This window comes from Synechococcus sp. CBW1108, assembly GCF_015840335.1.
Classification (GTDB): domain Bacteria; phylum Cyanobacteriota; class Cyanobacteriia; order PCC-6307; family Cyanobiaceae; genus Cyanobium_A.
This window is the reverse complement of the sequence record NZ_CP060395.1, coordinates 863589-884184: the sequence shown is the minus strand read 5'-3', so window position 1 is coordinate 884184 and position 20596 is coordinate 863589. Positions and strand designations below refer to the sequence as shown.

At 65.6% G+C, this 20596-nt stretch carries 22 protein-coding genes; 8 read left to right on the top strand and 14 right to left on the bottom strand.

Annotation, left to right across the window (positions count from 1 at the left end):
* Nucleotides 1–87 precede the first annotated feature (87 nt).
* Nucleotides 88–213 carry a hypothetical protein gene (locus H8F27_RS17945; RefSeq protein ID WP_255517736.1) on the top strand — a complete coding sequence of 42 codons (126 nt, stop codon included), beginning with the start codon at nt 88–90 and terminating at the stop codon, nt 211–213.
* 369 nt (nt 214–582) lie between these two features.
* On the opposite strand, the gene H8F27_RS04740 is transcribed toward H8F27_RS17945, so the two are convergent.
* The 3 genes from H8F27_RS04740 to H8F27_RS04730 form a co-directional block, all read right to left on the bottom strand.
* Entirely contained in the window at nt 583–819 is a 237-nt protein-coding gene (locus H8F27_RS04740) for a hypothetical protein (RefSeq protein WP_197151655.1), read from the bottom strand.
* A gap of 100 nt (nt 820–919) precedes the next feature.
* Nucleotides 920–1090, bottom strand: coding sequence for a hypothetical protein (locus H8F27_RS04735; RefSeq protein WP_197151653.1), 171 nt, complete (start codon nt 1088–1090; stop codon nt 920–922).
* A gap of 96 nt (nt 1091–1186) precedes the next feature.
* Nucleotides 1187–2227: a DUF4912 domain-containing protein gene (locus tag H8F27_RS04730; protein ID WP_197151652.1), complete on the bottom strand. Its 1041-nt coding sequence runs from the start codon at nt 2225–2227 to the stop codon at nt 1187–1189.
* A gap of 334 nt (nt 2228–2561) precedes the next feature.
* Between H8F27_RS04730 and H8F27_RS04725 the strand changes: the two genes are divergently transcribed.
* Nucleotides 2562–2792 (top strand): DUF3136 domain-containing protein, encoded by a 231-nt coding sequence (locus H8F27_RS04725; RefSeq protein WP_197151650.1) that lies wholly within the window; start codon nt 2562–2564, stop codon nt 2790–2792.
* A 111-nt stretch (nt 2793–2903) separates the two neighbouring features.
* Here H8F27_RS04725 and H8F27_RS04720 read toward each other — a convergent pair whose 3' ends face one another.
* Together H8F27_RS04720 and H8F27_RS04715 are read right to left on the bottom strand one after the other, a co-directional pair.
* Entirely contained in the window at nt 2904–3839 is a 936-nt protein-coding gene (locus H8F27_RS04720) for a carbon-nitrogen hydrolase family protein (protein ID WP_231596519.1), read from the bottom strand.
* Nucleotides 3840–4110: 271 nt separating this feature from the next.
* Nucleotides 4111–5100 (bottom strand): hypothetical protein, encoded by a 990-nt coding sequence (locus tag H8F27_RS04715; RefSeq protein WP_197151646.1) that lies wholly within the window; start codon nt 5098–5100, stop codon nt 4111–4113.
* A gap of 229 nt (nt 5101–5329) precedes the next feature.
* Between H8F27_RS04715 and H8F27_RS04710 the strand changes: the two genes are divergently transcribed.
* From H8F27_RS04710 to H8F27_RS04690, 5 genes are all read left to right on the top strand, one after another.
* Nucleotides 5330–6046, top strand: a complete 717-nt coding sequence (locus H8F27_RS04710) for a hypothetical protein (protein WP_197151644.1) — start codon at nt 5330–5332, stop codon at nt 6044–6046.
* 150 nt (nt 6047–6196) lie between these two features.
* A complete protein-coding gene (locus H8F27_RS04705) occupies nt 6197–7252 on the top strand; it encodes an efflux RND transporter periplasmic adaptor subunit (protein WP_197151643.1) in 1056 nt (351 codons plus the stop codon).
* Nucleotides 7249–10539 (top strand): efflux RND transporter permease subunit, encoded by a 3291-nt coding sequence (locus tag H8F27_RS04700; protein ID WP_197151641.1) that lies wholly within the window; start codon nt 7249–7251, stop codon nt 10537–10539. Before H8F27_RS04705 ends, H8F27_RS04700 begins: the two co-directional genes overlap by 4 nt.
* On the top strand, nt 10539–10847 hold the full coding sequence (locus tag H8F27_RS04695; protein ID WP_197151639.1) for a hypothetical protein: 309 nt from the start codon (nt 10539–10541) through the stop codon (nt 10845–10847). The genes H8F27_RS04700 and H8F27_RS04695 overlap by 1 nt, the downstream gene beginning before the upstream one ends.
* Nucleotides 10838–12145 carry an APC family permease gene (locus H8F27_RS04690; protein WP_231596638.1) on the top strand — a complete coding sequence of 436 codons (1308 nt, stop codon included), beginning with the start codon at nt 10838–10840 and terminating at the stop codon, nt 12143–12145. Before H8F27_RS04695 ends, H8F27_RS04690 begins: the two co-directional genes overlap by 10 nt.
* Here H8F27_RS04690 and H8F27_RS04685 read toward each other — a convergent pair.
* Nucleotides 12138–13775 (bottom strand): alpha-D-glucose phosphate-specific phosphoglucomutase, encoded by a 1638-nt coding sequence (locus H8F27_RS04685; protein ID WP_231596518.1) that lies wholly within the window; start codon nt 13773–13775, stop codon nt 12138–12140. The two genes, H8F27_RS04690 and H8F27_RS04685, sit on opposite strands and share 8 nt — an antisense overlap.
* Before the next feature lie 110 nt (nt 13776–13885).
* Here H8F27_RS04685 and H8F27_RS04680 point away from each other — a divergent pair, with 110 nt between their 5' ends.
* Nucleotides 13886–14281 carry a hypothetical protein gene (locus tag H8F27_RS04680; RefSeq protein WP_231596517.1) on the top strand — a complete coding sequence of 132 codons (396 nt, stop codon included), beginning with the start codon at nt 13886–13888 and terminating at the stop codon, nt 14279–14281.
* Between the two features lie 21 nt (nt 14282–14302).
* On the opposite strand, the gene H8F27_RS04675 is transcribed toward H8F27_RS04680, so the two are convergent.
* From H8F27_RS04675 to H8F27_RS04640, 8 genes are all read right to left on the bottom strand, one after another.
* Nucleotides 14303–14686: a hypothetical protein gene (locus H8F27_RS04675; protein ID WP_197151635.1), complete on the bottom strand. Its 384-nt coding sequence runs from the start codon at nt 14684–14686 to the stop codon at nt 14303–14305.
* A gap of 111 nt (nt 14687–14797) precedes the next feature.
* A complete protein-coding gene (locus H8F27_RS04670; RefSeq protein ID WP_197151633.1) occupies nt 14798–16027 on the bottom strand; it encodes an FAD-dependent oxidoreductase in 1230 nt (409 codons plus the stop codon).
* Nucleotides 16024–16266, bottom strand: a complete 243-nt coding sequence (locus tag H8F27_RS04665; RefSeq protein ID WP_197151631.1) for a hypothetical protein — start codon at nt 16264–16266, stop codon at nt 16024–16026. The genes H8F27_RS04670 and H8F27_RS04665 overlap by 4 nt, the downstream gene beginning before the upstream one ends.
* A 49-nt stretch (nt 16267–16315) precedes the next feature.
* Nucleotides 16316–16729, bottom strand: a complete 414-nt coding sequence (locus H8F27_RS04660) for a hypothetical protein (protein WP_197151629.1) — start codon at nt 16727–16729, stop codon at nt 16316–16318.
* 74 nt (nt 16730–16803) lie between these two features.
* Entirely contained in the window at nt 16804–18216 is a 1413-nt protein-coding gene (locus H8F27_RS04655; RefSeq protein ID WP_197151627.1) for a phosphatidylserine/phosphatidylglycerophosphate/cardiolipin synthase family protein, read from the bottom strand.
* Between the two features lie 130 nt (nt 18217–18346).
* A complete protein-coding gene (locus H8F27_RS04650) occupies nt 18347–18529 on the bottom strand; it encodes a hypothetical protein (RefSeq protein WP_197151621.1) in 183 nt (60 codons plus the stop codon).
* Nucleotides 18520–19596 (bottom strand): DUF4912 domain-containing protein, encoded by a 1077-nt coding sequence (locus tag H8F27_RS04645; RefSeq protein WP_197151619.1) that lies wholly within the window; start codon nt 19594–19596, stop codon nt 18520–18522. The genes H8F27_RS04650 and H8F27_RS04645 overlap by 10 nt, the downstream gene beginning before the upstream one ends.
* 165 nt (nt 19597–19761) lie before the next feature.
* A complete protein-coding gene (locus H8F27_RS04640) occupies nt 19762–20523 on the bottom strand; it encodes a phycobilisome rod-core linker polypeptide (protein ID WP_197151617.1) in 762 nt (253 codons plus the stop codon).
* Nucleotides 20524–20596: the final 73 nt, after the last annotated feature.

Genomic DNA, 20596 nt, shown 5'->3' with positions numbered 1-20596 from the left:
CGAGACGAGTGGCTGGGGCGCCGAAAAGGGGCGAAAGAGCATTTCAATCCAGGCGATGGCTGGTGGCCAAAGTGGGCTCGACTCCTATTGGCACTGACCACCTTGCCCCTTAGTCAGCCCGACCATCCCTATCCCCATTGGGAGTTCAGCGATCCCACCAGCGGAGACCTGCTGCGGGTTGTGCCCGAGCGCGGCGGCCTGATCGGCAGCTGATTCACCAGCCACAGCGGGGGCATTACCGCCGCCTCGGACTGCACGATCGAGACCTACGCCGAGCAGGCGCCCTACTGAGTCACTACCCAACCTGGGGCCCCCCAGGCGTGAAACGCCGCTGGCCTAAGCAGGTGGGTGCTATCGGCTTCCCATTGCCGCGTGCGCTGCAGTTGGTTGAACACTGAGCTCTCCTGGGCTCGCTGAGCGCCGCTCTCATCTCCCAAGCGGTCACGATCCTCCACCGGAGCTGCTGGGTGCGACGGGTTGCCGTGGGTCATGGCGGACTCCAGAGCGGAGTCAGCCACGATGACCCCAGATGGGGCTGGAGCGATCCCCCCGGATGGGGACGATTGCTCCAGCCCAACCTCCTCAGCCCCGCCAGGTGGGCAGGCCGCCGCTGACCAGGGTGCCGCGATGACGCCAGAGCGCCTCGGGGGTCACAACGATGCAGTGCTCAGCGGCCAGCTTGACCGCAGCCCCTGTGGAGGCGGTGGCGCCCAGAGCCTGGGCAAACGCGGCATCGCGCTTCAGCAACTCCTTGAGCTGGTGCAGGGCTGCAGCAGAAGAATTTTCGGCCTGGGAGGCCGGCAGATCAATTGTGGACATGGAAACCCCTTCTCGGAGTGATACGAGCCTAGGAACGGCGGCCTTGATCGGGCTCAGTTGTATTCACCTGGAATGTTCTGCATCTGCCGGAGGAAAGCCTTCAGCTAATCGAGGCACAGGGCTGGCGATCGAGGCTGGCGGTGCTCAGGCCCGTCACCTCTTGGTCGACCTGGGCAAGACGCTCCAGCACCAGGAGCAGATCCACAGAAGTGAGTTCGCCGTCAGCGCTCCATTTCAGGCAGGTGCGACCCAGGCAATCGTTGAAGTCCATTATGACGGACCTCCGTTTTTCATTGATCTCAGTCTCTTCCTTCTGGACCATCGGCGATGCCCCCAAACGGGGGCAATCACCGCCCTGGGTTGATGTTCAGAACCAGGCCAGCTGGGCCCCTTCCCGGCTGTTCACCCGCGCCTCGGGAGTACGGCGCTGGAACTCCATCCGGATCGCGCGTTCCTGTTCGCCATCGGCGGCGACGGCGCGGATCGGATAGAGCTGCTGCCCATCGCGGAAGGGCACCTGCACCCGGAAGGTGCCATCGGCCTCAAGGGGGATCTGCTCCTCGCAGATGAAAAGGCTGGCGCTCGGTTCGGTGGCGCCGTACACGATCAGCTCGGCATCGGCCACCAGCCAGAAGGAGCGCTGGCGTAGCAGGCCGCTGCCCGATTCGCTGCGGCCGCTGGCCCACACACCAGCGCCCGAGGCGTGGAGCAGATCGCCCTGATCCTGGAGGAAGTCGTGCTCATGCAGCACCTCCGAACCGATGCGGCGACTGCGGGCACTGCCGGCACTGGCCAGCTGATACAGCCTTTCGTGCTCCACCCCGCCACTGCCGCCCACGGGCTGGCTGGCCACTCCGATCGGCCCCTCCAGCGAGAACGGCACAAAGAGATCCGCCACCACGGCACTGGGACCCTCGGCCGGCACCCGCGCCACTGACGACACCGCCAGCGGCAGCCAGCCGCCGCCGCCGAGGCGGTAGCCGAGCTCGACGCGGTAGTCCCGATCGCTGAGCGGTACCGGCAGGTACCACTCTGTGGCCTGGGCCGGCACCACCAGCTCCTGCAGGGCGTGGGGGTGGCTGGCACCCAGGGGCAGGCCGGTGACATCGGCCACCCGCAGAGCCAGTTGTTGGGCTCCGGCGGCGGCGGCACGCTCGCGGTCGGTGGTGCTGATCGACCAGAACACGTAGGCCCACTGGGGGTCGCGGGGCAGGAAGGTCACCTGGCTCGGGGCCTTTGAGACAGACACCGCGCTGCTTGCCTCAGCGGGATCGGCCTGGGCAAGTGCCTCCACCAGTTCCTCCTTGGCGAGGCGGGTGTACCTCCGAACGCCGAGGCCGCGGGCCAGCTCACGCAGCTGGGCCACCGTCTTGGTGAAAAGGGAAGGATTGGAGGACGGAGAGGCCATGACGCCGTTGCTTTACATTCCTTAAGAATCGCAGGATTGCCTCTGTCAGGGCCCGCTCTGTCAGCAGATGGGGATCTCGCCGGGATCGCTCCAGCTCCCGTTAGGACTGGTCAATTCGTTACGGCAGCAGGCATTTTGGGGCCTCTGGTGCCGCGAGGGCTGGCCTCCCTGCCAGACGTCTTGACCAGGAAAGCATGACAATTAGTCAGTGGACGCAAACAAAGCAAGCAGCTGCACGCGGCCGCTGGCATCAGATCTGTGAAGGCTTGTAAGGGCGGCCTTCGATCCAGGCTCGCCCAGCTTTGGATGGGCAAGCACCCTTCCCGGAGATGGGATGGCTAGCGATGGTTTGAGCCTTGGGGAACTGGAAGCCCAGTACCCCCTCTATTGCAAGGCGATGCGCATCCTGGTGCGAGATGGCGTCACGATCAACAAGGCCCGCCGCACGGTCTGCTGGCAGAAGTTGGAGATCCTCAACCACTGCCTGCCCCGCCAGTACCGCGAGCCCGAGCAGCTCTATCTGCACCTCAAACGCGATCAGCTCACTGCCGCCGGCAGCCGCTGAAACTGATAGCCCAGGCCGCGGGGGGTGCACCCAGGCGGAACCAGCGGAACCTTGAACTCCCCGGACCGCAGTCCTGGCCAAATGCCCCACAGAGCAGGTCGGTTCCAGCGTTCAGAAGCGGCGCCCACGGGCCGTGAGCCGATAAAGATCGCGGCGGCGCTGCTGGCTGGTGGGGATTGCCCGGCGGGCCAGGGCCAGCTGTTCCAGATCCAGCTGGGCATGCAGCACCTGTTCCCCGCTGCCCGCCTCGGCAACCACCGTTCCCCAGGGATCCACCACCAGGGAATGGCCGTAGCTGGGATAGCCCTCGCCGTCCTCGGGCCTGGCGCTGGAGCAGGCCAGCACGAAGCACTGGGTGTCCACGGCGCGGGCGCGCATCAGCAGGTGCCAGTGGCGCGGGCCCGTGGTGGTGTTGAAGGCGGCGGGGCAGGCGATCACGGCGACGCCCAGCTGCTGCTGCATCAGCAGGGCCAGCTCCGGAAAGCGGATGTCGTAACAGATCAGCAGTCCGAGTCCCGGCGGTTCCGCCAGGCCGGTGGCCAGCGGGTCGCCGGCCCCGTCCAGCACCGTCAGCCGGTCGCCGCCCGTGAGGCTGTCGGATTCGCGGAAGCGGATGCCGCCGGGCACATCCACATCGAACAGATGCAGCTTGCGGTGCTTGGCCAGCAGGCGGCCGTCGGCACCGCGCTCGGGGATCGAGCCGGCGATCACGCTCACGCCATGGCGCCGCGCCAACTGCGCCACCATCGCCAGCGACGCGGACGGGCCCTCCAGCAGCAGGCTGCCGGGCTCCGGCACCGGCTCGGCGTAGTCCGCGAAGCGGGCAGCCGCATAGGGGGCATTCCAGATCTCCGGCAGCATCAGCAGCTTCGGGTTGGGGGTTCCGGCCGGAGGTTGCAGCGCCTGCTTCAGCCAGGCTTCGGCGGCGTGCCGGTTGGTGGCGGGGTCCGCCCCGGGCTGCAGCTGCACCAGGGCCACCGGCAGCAAGGTGCCGGGCGATGGTTGTCCCACGGCCATGCACGCCTCCGGTGCTTTTGCCTCCAGCATCGTCGCCCAGCCGTCGCCGTGAGGCCCAGGTTGACCGGCACGTCAAGGCCGAAACGCCCCCAGATCACTGCGGCGGGTTCGAGTGCTCTGGCGAGCAAGCTCAGATGCAGGGGTGACGTTGGGCGCAGCAGATGCGACACCACCTGACCAGCCGAGGCGCCCTGCTGCCGCGCCAGCATCCTTCGGGGGGATGTTGAAGGTGTCGCACACCCGATTCAGCCACTGCTCAATCTCGGCCTGGATTTCGCTGCGGCCATCGCCGTGTAACTGATCACTCCCGGGGGTGGTGCAGCGTCACCGGTTCGGGGTTATCGATGTCGTAGTCGAGCAGATCGGCCGGCAGGCCCACCTGCGACTCTCGCGGGTGCACGCTGAAATCCTCAATCCGCTTGAACAGCGGCAATAGCACCCGCGCCAGGGCGTTGGGGGCGCCATAGAAGAAGGAGTGGTGCCCGAGCAGGAATTCGGTGGTGCCCGCGCCCGCCGCCTGCTGCTGCCTGTGCAGAAAGGCGCGCAGCTGTTGCCGCTCATCAGGGCTGAGCTGCGGATGGGCGATCACGGCGAAGTCGCGGCCGGTCGCCACCAGGCCGGCGCGGCGCCAGTCGAGGCTGGAGAGGGCGGTGGTCAGGACCTGGCGTTCGGGCGCGAAGTCAACGCAGGTGAGTTGCTGCTCCTCGATCGCCATCACCTGCTCCACGTCGCGGCGCTGCAGCAGCTTCCATTTGTGGCGGGCGTCGTCGTGGACGACGATCGCTGCCAGCCGCACCCGCGCGTAGCTCTGCAGCAGGGCGCGGTTGGCGGCGCTGCGGGCCACGAAGGTGAACAGGAACTGGGAGCCGGTGCCGATGTAGTCGTCGAGGATTACTAGGGCCCGGCGTTGATTGGGCGCAGGCGGATTGGCCTGCAGGCCTTCGATGTTGTGAAAGCAGGTCACCGGCAGGCGATTGGCCTTGCGATAGAGATAGGAGATCAGATCGCCGCTCTTGCACACGAAGGCGCGCGTGAAGTCGATGTTGCTGCAGCGATCCACATCGAAGCCGTCCTCGGCCAGATCGACGCAAAGGCGTTCGTGCAGCAGCCGGCACTCGCGGATCAGCCGCGCCCAGCCGTGCATCTGCATGCACTCCAGCAGCCGCAGGGCGATCGGCTGATCGCCGGCGTCGAACTGCTCGATCCAGCGGTCGAGGGAGGGGCGGGTGATCTCGGCTTCGTTCCAGGCCTCGGCCAGGCCATCTAGACGGTGGGCGAGGGGGTTGCGCATCAGCTGTCTGCAACCCCTTTAGTCTGATGGCCCCAGTGGCTGAAGATATCTAGCTCGAGGGAAGAGCCAGAGGCCTGGGTCGCCATGGGTTACCGCAGCATCTAGACCACGCCAAGGGACGCAGCCAGCTTGGCGAGTCAAGCTGCTTGAGCTGATTGTTCGCTGCGACTAGGTTTGATCCCTCCATCTGCGCTTATTCAGTTTGGTTGATGCGAAGGGTCCCCAGGAGATGGCATACAAAGGTTCGCCGCGACCGTATTTGATCGCTCTGGTGGCGGCGGTGATTCTCAACCTGGGGCTGCGGCTGCGCATCCTCGAGCATGTGCTGCGTGCCCATCAGAGTGCTCCTTGGCTAATTGGTGTAATTCAGCGCGGTTTGTTGTTGGTGTTTGCGGCATTGCTGGTGGCATTCTGGTGGCTGCTGCTGGTGCGCGTGCTCCCAGAATTCCGCCGGGGACTGGCGCCGAGCCGATGGCAACTGGCATCCCTGGTGTGGCTTGCCTCCGGCATGGCCGCGACCAATCTGCTCTCCGAGAATATCGCTATCTACAGGCTGAATCTGTCCTCCTACACGTTGCTGATGGATGCCTTGATGCTCTATCTCGGCATCAGCCTGATCTTCCTGTTCTGGTATTGGTTTATCGATAAACCTCCCCGGCGCCAGGGCATTTTATGGGAGCAGTCGGGGCCAGCCGCGTTGACCACCCCCTACGGCATCGTGTTTCCAGAAGAAACACTGGAGCGCGATGTGTTGCTGACGGATCGTTGGCAGCCTGAGTTCATGGATTATGCCTACTTCACAATTCTATGCAGCAACTGCTTTGGCCCGCCGGAGGGCCACCTGCTAGTGGGTCGACAGATCAAGGTGCTGCACAGTTTGCACAGCCTCGCCATGATCACCGTATTCATTGTGATTCTGGCTAGGGCGATTAACACCCTAAATTGAGCTTCCCTATGGCGCCCGTTTGAGTAGGGCTCCTTCTACGAGCGGATACCTTTGCTTGACCCAGCTGATTGCCGTCCCTAGGTTGGGCTGGTTTTGAAACCCATCGTGCGCCATTCAGTGCAGCCCAGGCCTTCTGCTTCCCTGGGGCCGATGCTGGCGTTTCCGGCGCTTTTGGCCACCCTTGTCGGCTGCGTCAAGCCACCACCGCCGCCACCACAGTCCACCTTTTCTCTGACCAGTCCGGCTCCCCAGGCCTTCACCGATCAGGCCACCTACCAGAGCACCCTTGAATCGATAGCCAACGTGCCCCTGGCCGCTGAGATCGATGGCCGCATTGTGGCGATGTCGATGCGCGAGGGCCAGATGGTGCGGCCGGGGGAGCTGCTGTTCCGGCTCGATCAGATTCAGCAGCAGGCCAGTCTGGCTGCCGATGCGGCGGAGGCCCGTAAGGATCGTTTCAATGCCGAGCGCTACATCTTCCTCAATGAGCAGGGCGCCGTCTCAACCAAGCAACGCGATGCCTATGTCACCCAAGCCATCTCCAGTGATGAGAAAGTGAGGGCGAGCTCAGCCACGCTGGCCTACAAGGATGTGAAGGCACCTATCGCCGGCATGGTGGGTGACATTCAGCACAAGCTGGGGGCGGTGGTGCGCCAGGGCGAAACCATCACCAACATTGTCGACAATCGCAGCCTCTGGGTGAGGTTGGATGTGCCCGGCGAGCTGGCCTATCGCGTACGGCTCGGCATGCCGGTGGAGCTGCAGGCGCCCGACAAGCCGGCGCTGAAGGCGATCGGCAAGGTGACATTTATCGCCCCGTCGCTCGATCGGCGTACCCAGACGCTGCTGGTGAAGGCCACCTTCGAGAATTCCGATGGCGCCCTGCGCGATCAGCAGCGCGTGCAGGCCAGCCTGCGATTCGGCCGTGAGCAGAAGCTGGCGATTCCCCAGGCTGCGGTGCTGCTGCAGGCGGGGCAGACGTTTGTGTTCCGGGCGGTGCAGCCCGCTGAAGCCCAGCGCCTGATCGGCGCACCGATCACACCGGCCCCCTCGGCAGGTGCCCTGGTGGCGGTGCAGACGCCCGTGACCTTAGGCAGCTTGCAGGGCGGTCGCTTCGCCGTTATCAAAGGGCTTAGCTCAAGCGATGCAGTGGTTCTGGGCAATCTGGCCCAGCTGCGCAGCGGCATGGTGATCCCGCGGCGATGAGCCTTTCTGACACCTTCATCCGCCGGCCGGTGCTCAGCACCGTGTGCAGCATCCTGATCCTGATGGCCGGGGTGATCTCGCTGCCGCTGCTGCCGATCGAGAACCTGCCGAATATCGCGCCGCCCACTATCCAGGTGACGGCCAACCTGCCCGGGGCCGATGCGCTCACGGTGGAAAGTGCCGTAACCGGCCCGCTCGAGGAGCAGATAAATGGCGCTCCGGGGATGGATTACATCAGCTCCAACAGCACAAGCCAGGGCGTTAGCCAGATCAATGTGGTGTTCAAGGCCGGCACCGATGCCGATATAGATCAGGTGAATGTGCTGAACCGGGTGCAGACCGCCTCGGCCCAGCTGCCTGAGCAGGTGAACTCCCAGGGAGTGACGGTGCAGCAGACGGCCACCAGCTATCTGCTGGTGTACAACCTCACATCTACAGAAGGGCAGTTCAGCCGCGAATACCTCAACGGCCTCTATCAGCTCAACCTCGCCTATCCGCTCAGCCGGGCCGAGGGTGTGGGCCAGGTGACGGTGTTCGGCGCTAGTAACCCCGCCTATAAACTTTGGGTGGATCCGGCCAAGCTCAGCCGCTTCAACCTCACGATCCTGGATGTGGAGAACGCCCTGCGCTCCCAGAACCAGATCGTGGTGGGCGGCAGCATCGGCGGCCCGCCGGCATCTGCCAACAATCCCACCAACCTGCCGGTGCTGGTGCAGGGCAACCTGCGCACGGTGGAGGAGTTCGAAAACCTGGTGCTTAGCCGCGGCCCCTCTGGCATGGTCAGCGACAGCGGCCCCGATGGCAGCCTGATCCGGCTCCGTGATGTGGGCCGGGCGGAGTATGCCTTTCAGAACTTCAACCAGGCGGCGATCAACCTCATCACTGGCCACCCCTGCGTGGGCTTCGGGGTGATCCAGCTGCCAGGCAGCAACGCGATCACCACCGCCGAGGCGGTTGACCAGGTGCTAACGCAGTTCCGCAGCACCCTGCCGCCGGGCGTGAAGCTGGAGAAGGTGTTCGACCAGACCGATTTCATCAATGCTTCGATCTTTGGAGCGCTGGATGCGCTGCGCGATGCCGTGGTGCTGGTGTTACTGATCATCTTCCTGTTCCTGCAGGATTGGAAGGCCACGATGGTGCCGGCCCTGGCCCTGCCAATTGCGCTGCTGGGGGCGATGATCTTCGTCAAGGCGTTTGGCTTTTCGATCAACGAACTCACCCTGCTGGGGGTGATCCTGGCCACCGGCCTGGTGGTGGACGACGCCATCGTTGTGGTGGAGGCGGTAGAGGCCCGTATCGAGGCAGGCGATAAGCCCTTCGCTGCGGCCTCCAATGCGATGAAAGAGCTGACGGGCGCGATCCTCGCCACGGCCCTCGTTTTGCTGGCGGTGTTCATTCCCGTCACCTTTTTCCCCGGCGCCACCGGAGTGATTTACCGCCAGTTCGCCCTTACGATCGTGTTCTCGATCCTGGTGAGCACCTTTAACGCCATCAGCGGCAAGCCGTTGCAGTCGGCCCTGCTGCTGGGTGGCGGCAAGACCAACCCCACCGGCCGTGGCTGGACGTTGATTGGTGGGGCCTTCGGCGCTGCCTACGGCTATCTCTTCGGCGGCTGGTTGTGGCTGTTGTTGTTCGGCGCTCTGGGGGCGCTGGTGGGCACCTACCTCAAGCCGATCTTCTCTGGGTTTAACACCCAGTTCGATCGCATGGCAGCCGCCTATGGGCGGCTGCTGGAGCGGGCCATTCGAGGCCGACGGCTTCTAGTGAGCGCCGTGCTGGGCGGGGTGGTTCTCACCGGTGTGGCCTTTATTGCCATCCCCTCCGGCTTCGTGCCCACCGAAGATCAGGGCTACGGCCTGGGCATCATCCAGCTGCCTCCCCAGGCTTCGCTGGAGCAGACGATGAAGGTGGCCGATCAGGCCCGCCAGATCCTGGCGCAGGAGCCTGAAATCGTGAGCGGCGAGTTGATCGGCGGCGCCGGTTTCAACGGCGGTGCTCTCAATCAGGGCCTGTTCTTTTTCGGGTTAAAGCCGATCGAGGAGCGCAGCTCTGCTGATCAATCAGCCCGGGCGGTGGTGCAGCGGCTCAACCACCAGTTCCAGAAGATCGAGGGAGCCAAGGTGATGGCCCAGCAGCCGGCAGCAGTGCCGGGCTTCAGCGCCCAGGGCGGGCTCTCATTTCAGTTCAACGACCTAAGTAATGGCGGATACAGTCCCACCGATCTGTTAGTCATGGCTAACCAGCTGATCGACAAGGCCAAGGCCAGCGGCTTCTTTTATAACCTTTACACTCAGTTTGTGAGTGATGCCCCGGTGTGGCGAATCGAGCCCGACCGCGACCGTATGGCTTCGCTGCAGGTGGATTTCGGCACGGCGATGAAGGTCCTAGGGGCGGTTAACGGTGGGGCGTTCGTGAATCAGACCTACGAGAACGGACAGTACCGCCAGGTGTATGTGCAGGCCGAGGGCAGTAGGCGCGAAACCATCGACAGCCTGGAGAATCTCTACGTTCCCGCCGCCGGTGGGGCCCAGATCCCGCTGATGAACCTGGTGACGGTGCGGCTGGACAGTGCTCCGTCGATCATCAGCCACTTCGATCTCAACCGCACGGTGCTGATTCAGGGCTTTGAGGCGATCGGTAAGAGCACCGGCCAGGCCATCGATGCGCTCACCGCTACCTTCCAGCGGCTTAACTTCACCAACATCGGCATGGACTGGTCGGCCCTGAGCCGCTCGGAAGTGGCGGCCGGTTCCCTGGCGGCGCTGGTGTTTGCCCTGGGCCTGGTGGTGGTGTATCTGGTGCTCTCGGCCCAGTACGGCAGCTACATCGATCCGCTCGTGATCCTGATGACGGTGCCGCTGGCGATCCTGGGGGCACTGCTGTTCCTGGTGCTCAACAAGCAGGTGAACAATGTCTACGCCCAGGTGGGTCTGGTGACCTTGATCGGCCTGGCGGCCAAGAACGGAATCCTGATCGTGGACCTGGCCAACCAGCGCATGGAGGCGGGCCTGTCGGACGTGAAGGCGGCGATGGGGGCGGCCCAGTCGCGCCTGCGGCCGATTCTAATGACTGCCTCAGCAGCTCTTTCCGGCTTCTTCCCGCTGGTGGTGGCAAGTGGTGCCGGCGCCATGAGCCAGCGCTCGATCGGCTCGGTGATCTTCGGTGGGCTGCTGGTGGCCACGGCGATGAGCCTGTTCGTGGTGCCGGCCTTCTATGTGTTGATGAAACGGCTGGAGGCAAGCTGGTTCCCGGCCAGTGCCAGCAATCCCTCCATCCCTGCTTCCTGATGCCCCTGCCCCATCCGCCCGGATACCAGCCGCCGCGCCAGAGTCAGCTGGATCGACGTCGGGTGCTGCTGGCCGCCGTGGTGTTGGCGGTTCTGGCGGCGCTGCTGCTGGTGCTGGGGCGCCGCGCCGCCGCCCATGCCGGCAATGCCATGGCCCAACCTTCGCTGGAGCGGGCCCTGGTGGTGGTGCTGGTTGCGGCTGGTGCGGCGCCTGGGGTGAAACGATGCGTCAGCTGGCAGGCATCGCCCGGGCCAGCGATTCGGAGGGCTGAGCTTTGCTGCGACGCTGTTTGGGCCCTGTGGCGGTGACGGCCCAGGCCATCGGCACGGTGGGGCTCACGCTCACGGCGGTGTTCAACATCCCTGAGGCGATGCGCACTGCCGGCTCCGCCACCTGGATCAGTTATGCCCTGGCCCTTGTGGTGGTGCTGCTGGTGGGCGAAACCCTGGTGCTGTTCCGCCAGCTGCCCGGCAGCCCCAACGGCATTGCCGGCTATGTGAGCGCTGGGCTGGGCCCGCGCACAGGTGCGGTGGCCAGCTGGGCCCTGCTGCTGGGCTATGGCGCCACGCTGCTGGGCTGTCTGGTGTTCTTTGGATTCTTCCTCGACCAGCTGGCCCTGCATCTGGGCCTGCAGGCGCCGCGGCTGCTGGCCTATTTGATCGGGGCCCTGGGTTGTTTGGAGCTGGCCCGCCGCGACGTGCAGCTCTCCACTCGCACGATGATGGTCACCGAGAGCCTCTCGGCCCTGATAATCCTCAGCCTCACTGCGGCGGTGGTACGGCAGGGCTGGGGTGCCCCGGATCTGGCGGCCATCAATCCCCTGAACGACACCGCTGCTCAAGTGCGCTCCGGATTGATGGTGGCGGTGCTCAGCTTCATCGGCTTTGAGAGCGCCGCAAACCTCGGTAGCGAGGCGCTCCAGCCGGAGCGGGCAGTGCCGCGCAGCATCCGCACCGCCGTGCTGATCGCCGGCGGGCTGTTCGTGGTCTGGGGAGCATTCCTGCCGGAGGGGCTGGCCTGGCTGCCGGCGGCGGCCCGTCAGGGCCTCGATCCGCTCAGTGCCCTGGCAGATCGTATGGGCATTCCCGGGGCGGGGCTTTGGATCAAGGTGGGTGCGCTGCTGTGTCTATTCGGCCCCTGCATCGGGGTTCTCACCGCCCTGGCCCGGCTGCTGTTCGGCCTGGCCGAGCAGCAGCTGGTGCCGGCCCCTCTGGCCCGGGTGCATCCCCGCTTCGGCACCCCGTCTTGCGCCCTGCTCGCGGCTGGTCTGCCCCTGGTGGCCGGAGGGGCGCTGGTGGTGCAGCGCAATCTCACCATCAACCAGATCTTCGGCCTGTTTGGTGGGTTCACCGTGCTCGGCTTTCTGCTGGTGTATGGCCTGGTGGCCCTCTCCAGCCTGCGGGTGTCCCTGCCGGTCAACACCCGCGCCCGGCAGCTGCTGGTGGGCGGCACCGCTCTGGCGGCCGTGAGCGCCATGGCAGTTGCCTATCTCTCCGGCACCGTGGGTCAGCAGAACGGCATGCTGATCACGTTCGCGGGTCTGCTGCTGATCGGCGTGCTGCGGGTTTGGTGGGTGCTGCCGGTGGCAGCTGATCGCCTCAGGTGATCACGGTGGGGCGATCCATGCCGGTGCGCGTCTTGATTTCCGCCAGCGCGTCGATGGCCCTGATCAGATCGCCCAGGGCGGCCTGGGGATCTTGGGCCAGGTTGCCGCCTGGGGCCACATAGCTCTCCAGGTACACCCGCAGGGTGGCGCCCTGGGTGCCGGTGCCCGAGAGGCGCAGCACCACGCGGCTGCCGTCGTCGAGCAGCAGGCGCAGGCCCTGGCCGCTGGTGAGGGAGCCATCCACCGGATCGGTGTAGGCGAAGTCGTCGGCGGTGGCGACCCTGCGGCCGGCGAAGCTCTGGCCCACCAGCCCTGGTTGCATCTCCTTCACTCGGTTGTAGAGGCCGTGGGCCGCCTCGCTGGCGATCGCCTCGTAGTCGTGGCGGGAGTAGTAGTGGCGGCCGAAGCGGGCCCAGTGCTCGGCCATGATCTGGCTCACCGGCTCCCGCCGCCTGGCCAGGATCTGCAGCCAGAACAGCACCGCCCAGAGGCCGTCCTTCTCGCGGATGTGATCGGAGCCGGTGCCGAAGCTCTCCTCGCCGCAGAGGGTGATCCGCCCAGCGTCTAGCAGGTTGCCGAAGAACTTCCAGCCGGTGGGGGTTTCGAAGCAGGGCAGGCCCAGGTCTTTGGCCACCACATCGGCGGCGGCGCTTGTGGGCATCGAGCGGGCCACGCCGGCTAGACCATCGCCGTAGCCCGGAGCAAGGGTGGCGTTGGCGGTGAGCACCGCCAGGCTGTCGCTGGGGTTCACGAAGCAGCGGGTCCCCAGGATCATGTTGCGGTCGCCGTCGCCGTCGCAGGCGGCACCGAAGCGGTAGGCGTCGCTGCCCAGCAGCAGCTCGGCCAGGTCGTGGGCGTAGGTGAGGTTGGGATCGGGGTGGCCGCCGCCAAAATCCTCCAGGGGGATGCCGTTGCGCACGGTGCCCGCGGGCGCTCCGAGCACCCCTTCGAAGATGCGGCTGGCATAGGGGCCGGTCACCGCGTGCATGGCGTCGAAGGCCATCGGGAAGTCGCCCCGCAGCAGATCGCCGATCTGGTCGAAGTCGAAGAGTCGCTGCATCAGCGCCACGTAGTCGTCGACGCCATCAATCACATCCACCTGCAGGTCGCCGATGCTGCTGCGGCTAGGTGTCGAGAGGTCGGGATCGCTGCCTCCTTCGCAGATTCGGTAGCCGTCGAGGGTCTGGGTGGCGGCGTAGATGGCGTCGGTGATCGATTCAGGTGTGGGGCCGCCGTTGGCGCCGTTGATCTTGACGCCGAAATCGCCGTCGGGCCCGCCGGGGTTGTGGCTGGCCGAGAGGATCACGCCACCCACGGCACCGTGCTGGCGAATCAGGTGGGAGGCGGCGGGAGTGGAGAGGATGCCGCCGGTGGTGGTGATCAGCCTGGCCACGCCATGGGCGGCGGCCATGCGGGCGATTACGGCGATGGCCTGGCGGTTTCCGTAGCGACCATCGCCACCCACCACCAGGGTGCCCCCCGCCACACCTGGCAGCACCCGCAGGCTCGCTTCGATGAAGCTTTCGAGGTAGTGGGGAGCCTGAAACTGCCTGCTGCTCTTGCGCAGGCCGGAGGTGCCGGGTTTCTGGTCGCTGAAGGGCCGGGCGAGGGCGATGTGCTGGACGTTCATGGAACCGCTGCAGGTCATCGGCCAAGCCCACTGGGGCTCAGGGGGCACCAAATTAGCCCTTGCCTGCGGCCCTGGCCGGGCTGGCTAGGGTCCAGAAAAGAACGGTTGTCGTGTCAACTCGTGCCTCCGGGCGCTGCCCTATTCCCAACCGGGCAGTCCGGTTGCTGATCTGCCTGCTGGTGCTCGCTCCGGCCGGAGTCGCGGGGGCTGCTGGCCCCAGCAAGGTTGTGGGTGGGGCCAGGTCGATCCCCATGGATCAGGCCCTGCAGCGCAGCCTGCTGGCGGCGGAGGCGGTGATCCATCGCCGGGGCAAGGAAACCTGCCTGCGGGGCAAGCTCACCAATGCCCTGCTGGGCCTTTCGGCCAGTTGCGAGGCTGCCGGCCAGCGGGGTGGACTCTGCGCCCTGGCCGATCAGGCCGTCGTGCAGATGGGCTGGTCGCTGGCCTTCATGGAAAGCACAGCCCGCCAGGTGCTCGAGCTGATGCCCACGGCCCCAGAGCGTTGATCCCCGCGACCCGGGCCCGGTTCAGGAGCCCTGAATCAGGCCGAAGCCCTTTTTCTCCTTGGGCTTTTCTTCCTTCTTGCTCGGCACGACAGTGCGGTTTTGCAGCTTGCAGAAGGGGATCAGGTCCTGGCCAGCCCGGTTGATGGTCTCGCGTCGCTCGTAGCTGTTGGTGGCAGCGGGCTTGGCCCGTTCCCGGATGGTCCAGATGGCGTCCTTACAGTTAGCCCCGAGTCGGGGATGGTCCATCAGGGGATCCGCCATGGCGCTGGCCTTATTGCAGCTTTCGGCCGTGTTCTCTCGTCCGCAGGTGAAGGTGAGCAGCTGGAGCTCGCGCAGCTCATCCAGGGTGGGATAGGGCGGATCCTTGGGGGCCGCCTGCAGGGGCATGGCCAGGAGCAGGCCCATCAGGCTGGCCCCCAGCCCCGGCAGGAGCTTGGCTGACTGCTTGGCTGACTGCCTGGGAGCGCAGACTGGGTCGATCCGATCGGCGGCCATAGGTGCACGGCTGTGCTCCCATCATGGCGGTTGTGGCAGAGCGCTCAGGCCATGGCGCAGGGGCTGCTGCTGGTGGCTCCAGTGGGAGGCGATCGCTGGGCCGATCAGGGGTGCCGCCAGGGCCAGCCCCCGGCGCAACCAGGCCTGGCTGCGCAGCTGTTCCCCCCGGGCGGCTTCCAAGGCCTGGAGGGCCTGGATGGCCTCGATTTCAGGCCTGCGTTCGGCCTCGATGGCTGCGAGGGTGCCATCGAGAGCCTGCCCCCCATCAATGGTCTGCCCGCAGAGCAGGGGCACCAGCCGGGCGCTGGCCACGCAGGCATCGCGCAGAGCCATGTTGATGCCCTGGGCGCGCACGGGGCCCATCGGGTGGGCCGCATCTCCCAGCAGCAGCAGTCCGGGTCGCCACCAGCGCTCCGCCAGAGCAACTTTCACCGCCAATCTGGTGGGTTCGCTCAGGCCTGCTCCCCATTGGCGCAGCCAGAGCGCCAGCTCGCCCGAGCAGAGGCCGGCTAGCTTTTCGATCCACTCCGGTTGGCCCAGGGCGGGGGCGCGGTCGCCGGCGGCCAGCACCCAGCCCAGTTGCAGGCCACCGGCGGCGCTCTCAAAGGCGCTGAACACGCCGGTCGCTCCGACCAGGGTGGTGAAATTCCCCTGCAGGGGTGAGCCGGCCGGGCAGGCCAGCTGAAACCAGAGCAGATCGATCGGGCTGGTTCCATCGATCAACTTCAGTTTGGCCTTCTGCCGCAACAGGGAGGCCCGGCCATCACAGGCCAGCACCAGATCGGCCTCCAGGCTCCGGCCATCGCCCAGTTGCACCCCCACCACCCGCTCCTGGCGCCAGTGCAGGTCGACGGCGGGTTGGCCGCGCTCCAGGACGAAGCCAGGGAAGGCCTGGGCCTGCTCGATCAGCAGTTCAAGCAGGGCCTGCTGACTCACCAGGGTGCAGGGGCGGCAGGGATCCCCACCGAGGGGCTCGGCTGCGCTGAACAGCTCCCGCCCGTTGACGATGAAGCGCCAGCCCTGCAGGGGGCGGTGGGGCAGGGCAGGCAACAGCTCGGCCAGCCCCATGGCGCTGAGGGCATCGAGCCCCGAGGGCATCAGGGCCTCCCCCCGAAACTGGCGCACCAGGCTTGTGCGGGCTTCCACCAGGGTCACGGTCAGCCCTGATCGGGCCAGCACCAGGGCCAGGCTGGCACCGGCTGGCCCACCACCCACCACCACCACCTGGGGATGGGTGCGAGGCCGGTTCAAACGAAGGAGTTGTAGTTGCGGGTGGCGCCGCTCACCGGATCTACATGGCCCGTCAGCTGGCTTTTTTTAGTGAGCAGGTAGTCGACCAGCTCCTGTTGCACGGCCAGCAGCTCCGTGGTGCAGCCCCGGAAGGCCGCCCGGTGGCGGATGTCGTCGTGCCTGGTGTGCAGGTCACGCAGCATCAGCTGGATTGCATCCAGGGTCGCTGATGTAGAGCGAGTGGCCTGCGGGGAATCCATTCAACCTGGGGAGAAAAACTAGTTCCCAGCCTAGGAGCTGCCCTGCTGTTCAACAGTCGCCGAAGAGGGCGGATGCCACGGCCTGGAAGGTGTCGAAGGTGTCCTGGGTTTCCAGACCGCTCACGGCCAGGGATACGGTTTGCTGGCGGGGATTGCACTCCACCGCCAGGCTCACCGCCCGGATGGCGTGGTCGGCGTGGAAGGCGGCGCTGTGGCAGTCGGCGGCATAGAGGGTTTCGGTGGCATGGGTGAAGCCCAGCTGGGTGGCCAGCAGAGAAATTCCGGCCAGGGATTCGCCCAGGCTGCCGGTGCTACGGATTGCCGTGGTGTAGACCACCGGCGCTGCGGGGGCGGTGTCTTCGGCTGGGGTGATCAGGGATTGGGCCAGTGACTTCACCAGGCTTCCTGTTTTTAAGAGGCTGCCGGTTCTTAAGAGGCTTCCGGTCTTTTGCAGGGTCTCCATGGCTGAAGCGCGGCCAGACTGACCGAGTAAGCATAGGGTTGGGCCACTAGATGTGGTGGCCTGTGCCTGTCAGCTCATCCACCGGTGGTGTTGACCTGGGTGGTTTTCCCTTGGGTGGTGTTCGTCTGGTGGATCCCCCGCTGCACCCCGCTGCCGCAGCTCAGCCGTTGGCGCTCGATTTTGCGCTGCAGCCGGGGGGTAAGGCCCAGCTCGGCCCCCTTCCAGAGCCGGTTGATTTCGGCGGTGAAGTGTTCGGCGAGCTGGGGGGAGTCAAACACCAGCAGGGTTTCGTCGTTTTGGTGGGCGGCGCTGGGGCTCCAGTTGAAGGAACCGGTGATCACGGTGCGGTTGTCGATCACCGCCAGCTTGTGGTGGAGCTTGTCGCCGCTGGCCAGCCGCGGGGTGCCAACCCCCTCCAGGGGCTTTTGCCAGGGCCGGTTGCCTGCCTCCAGGCCGCAGCGGTGGTCGGGCAACTGGATGCCCAGCAGATCCAGCACTTCGCTGAAGGCCCGGTTGGCGAAGCCAGGGTCGGCCAGCAGGCGGATCTTGACGCCGCGCTCCTGCAGGCGGGCCATGGCATCGGCCAGGCCCTGCTCTGAGAGCACGAACAGGGCCAGATCCAGCTGTTTGCGGGTGCCCAGGAGCAACTTTTCCAGCAGCCCTAAGCCCTGGTTGGGATCCTTGCGGCGGTGGGGAGCGAACAGCACCGTGACCGGGGTCTGCCCCACCAGCGCCCGCTGGGCCGCCCCACCCCCTTTGGCCAGGCCAAAGCGGCTGTCGTTCTGGCCGCCTGGGCCGTCACCCCACATCCGTTCAAATTCGGCCACGAAGCTCGATGCCAGGGCGCTGCTGTGCAGCCGCAGCAGGTGGTTGACGTTGCCCCGACTGCGATTGCTACCCGGATCGCCACTGGGATCGCCACCGGGATCGCCATGGATGCACGAGGGGGTGAAATTGGCCGACCCCGTGACCACCACTGCCCGATCCACCACCATGAATTTGTGGTGCATCAGACCGCTGCCGGCGCTGCCATCGGCGGTGTCATCGATCAGGGGCACACCGGCCCGCTGCAGGATGGCCACCGCATCGCCCCAGCCGAGCGCCTGGAGCTGGTGGTGCCGGTTGCGCTTGTGCGGCGCCAGACCGATCGGATTCTCTTGAGACCATGGGGTGCTGTAGGTGTTTTCCAGCACCACCTTCACCGTTAGCCCCTCGCGATGGCGCTCAACCAGGGCTTCGGCCACCTTCGGCAGCGAGAGCTCCTGCACCGCCACCAGAATCTCCCGCTTCGCCTGCTGGATGCTGGCGAGCACAAAGGCCTCCAGGTCGTCGCCCTGGCGCCATTGGCCCGTGATCGGGCTGCGGTAGCGGCTGGTTTCTGAGTGGTTGAACACCAGCTCGATGCCCTTGGGCAGGGGCGCGTGCTTGGCGGGCTTTCCCAGCAGCTGGGCTTCGGCGCTGCAGCTGGCCAGGCCAAGCCCCAGCAAACTGGCCCAGGCCAGCGGTGCAAATGATGGGCTGAAGGGTTTGATCGCGCTCAGAAGCGACTGCAGCCAGGGTTCCCACAGGCCCGTTTCTCAGGCTTGTTGCTCAGGCTTGTTTCTTAGCCCGGGGCGCCTAGTGGTGCCCGGGCATTTCAGCGCTGCGCAGCATGACCACAAACCAGACGGTGCCAATCAACACGGCGCTGAGCATGGCGGCTGGCAGTCCCAGCCGAATCAGCACCACAGGCACGATCAGGGGGAAGGCCACGGCCCCTGCCATGGGGGTAAGGGCCACGGCGATGCGCTTCAGAACCATTCGCCTATGGCCTTGTCTGCAGGATTGCTGTTGTCTTCAGGGGTCGTGCGGTTGAATTCCAGGGTGATGTTGCGCTTCTGCTCGCCATCGGCGGCTACCGCCTCGATCGGGTAGAGCTGTTGGCCGTCACGGAAGGGCACCTGCACCCGGAAGGTGCCGTCCGCAGTGAGGGGAACCTCCTGATCGCCGATGCACAGCCGTGCCGAGGGGTCGGTGGCCCCGTAGACGATCAGCTCGGCGTCGGCCACCAGCCAGAAGGAGCGTTGGCGAGATCCCACGCCGCCCCGGCCGGAGTCGTTGCGGCCACTGGCCCAGATGCCGGCCCCTGAGGCGTGGAGCTCGCTCGTGTCGATGCCGGCCTCCTCCAGTTCGTGGAAGGCTTCAGAGCCGCGGCCCAGGCGACGCCAGCGGGAGGTGGCGGTTTGGTAGAGCCTTTCATGCAGGCCGGAGTCGGGGCTCGGCGCCGCAATCGCCGGCATGCTGACGCCCGGAGAGGTCTCTAGCGAAAAGGGCACAAATTGGTCGAGGATCTGCTCGCTGGGATGGAGGGCTGGCACCCGGGCCACTGAAGAGAAGGCCAGGGAGATCCAGCCGCCCCCATTGCCTAGGCGGTAGCCAAGCTCCACCCGGTAGTCACGGTCACTCAGGGGCACCGGCAAATACCACTCGGTGGCATGGCTGTCGACCACCACTTCCTGCAGGGCGTGGGGATGGGCAGATCCCATGGGCAGCCCGGTTACATCGGCAACCCGCAGGCAGAGCTGGGACGCGCCACCGGCTTGAGCCTGGTTGCGATCGGCCGGGGAGATTTCCCAAAAAACGTATGCCCACTGGGGATCGCGCGGCAGAAAAACCACATTGGTGGTCACCGAGCCCGGGCGGGGCGCGGGGGGGAGCTCGTCCTCAATGGCCTCGAGGCTGGGCGGATCCTCGTCTTGGCGGTCGTTGATGGCTGCCAGGAGCTCGTCCTTGGACTTACGGCTGTAAAGGCTCACACCGAGGCCGCTGGCCACCTGACGCAACTGCCTCAGGGTCATACGAGCCATAGCAGCGAGAGCTTGGGTCATAACAACAGAATTCTTTCGGGATCAATCTGGATGAGTTTCTTGCCCACGGTCGGCCTTGCGGCCCGGCGGTCAGCATCCACTGACGCCTGGGCCCTGGCAAGGCATTGAAAAAGGCGGCCCTTGGACCGCCTTACAGGCTTGATGAAGCCAGTGGTGCCGGCCGATTCAGCGACCGATGCTGCGGTAGGGAACTTTGGCGAGGTAATCGATGCTCGCGTTGCCGGAGCCACCGCCCTGGCTGCGCATGGCTGGCAGGTTGCGTACCCAGGGCAGGTAGTCCTCGGGGAAGCCCCCCCGGCGCTGACGGGAGCGGGCGGGGATGGTTTTCATGCCGCCGCTGTAGACGATCTGGGGGAAGCCCAGGATGCCGCGGTAGTAGGCCTCGTAGCGCGGAGTGGTGATGTTGAAGGGGGTTTCGCCCAGATCCCGGGAGCCCACCACGCGGTTGCGGTGGTAGGGAACGGTGTCGTAGCCAAAGGCGTCCAGGTATTCCTGGCCGTTGAGAATGTCGTCAACCATGCCCCTTACCCCGCGGGTCATAAGCACGGCTGCCCAGGCGATCTCTTCAGACCTGCCGTGGGTGGGGCGACCCAGAAGCTTTTCCACCAGGTGGCGCACCACTCGGTAGTTGCTGTTCAGGTTGTAGAAGCTGCGCGTGAATGTGTCTGAGAGACAAAGGGAGCGAATGAAATCCCGCACACTCATTTGGCCGTCGCGCAGCTGGCTCTCCAATGTCAAGTTGCGGTCGACCTTGAAGGCGTAGAAGAAAATTTGCCGATAACAAGACTCAATGAGCAGATTTAGGTCTTTGGGATCCATAGCCCTGTCCATGGACGCGGCTTTGGAGTCCTCATCCGAGCCCACCCGCAGCGGGTTGACCCGCGAGTTCTGGGTGGTGGGCGCGTACTTCAGGAGGGGCAGGGCCACACGACATCAGCATCCGTCAACCAGGATCGTATTGGGGCGGCTGCAGTGGGGTTCGCATGGCTCTTGCAGGGCT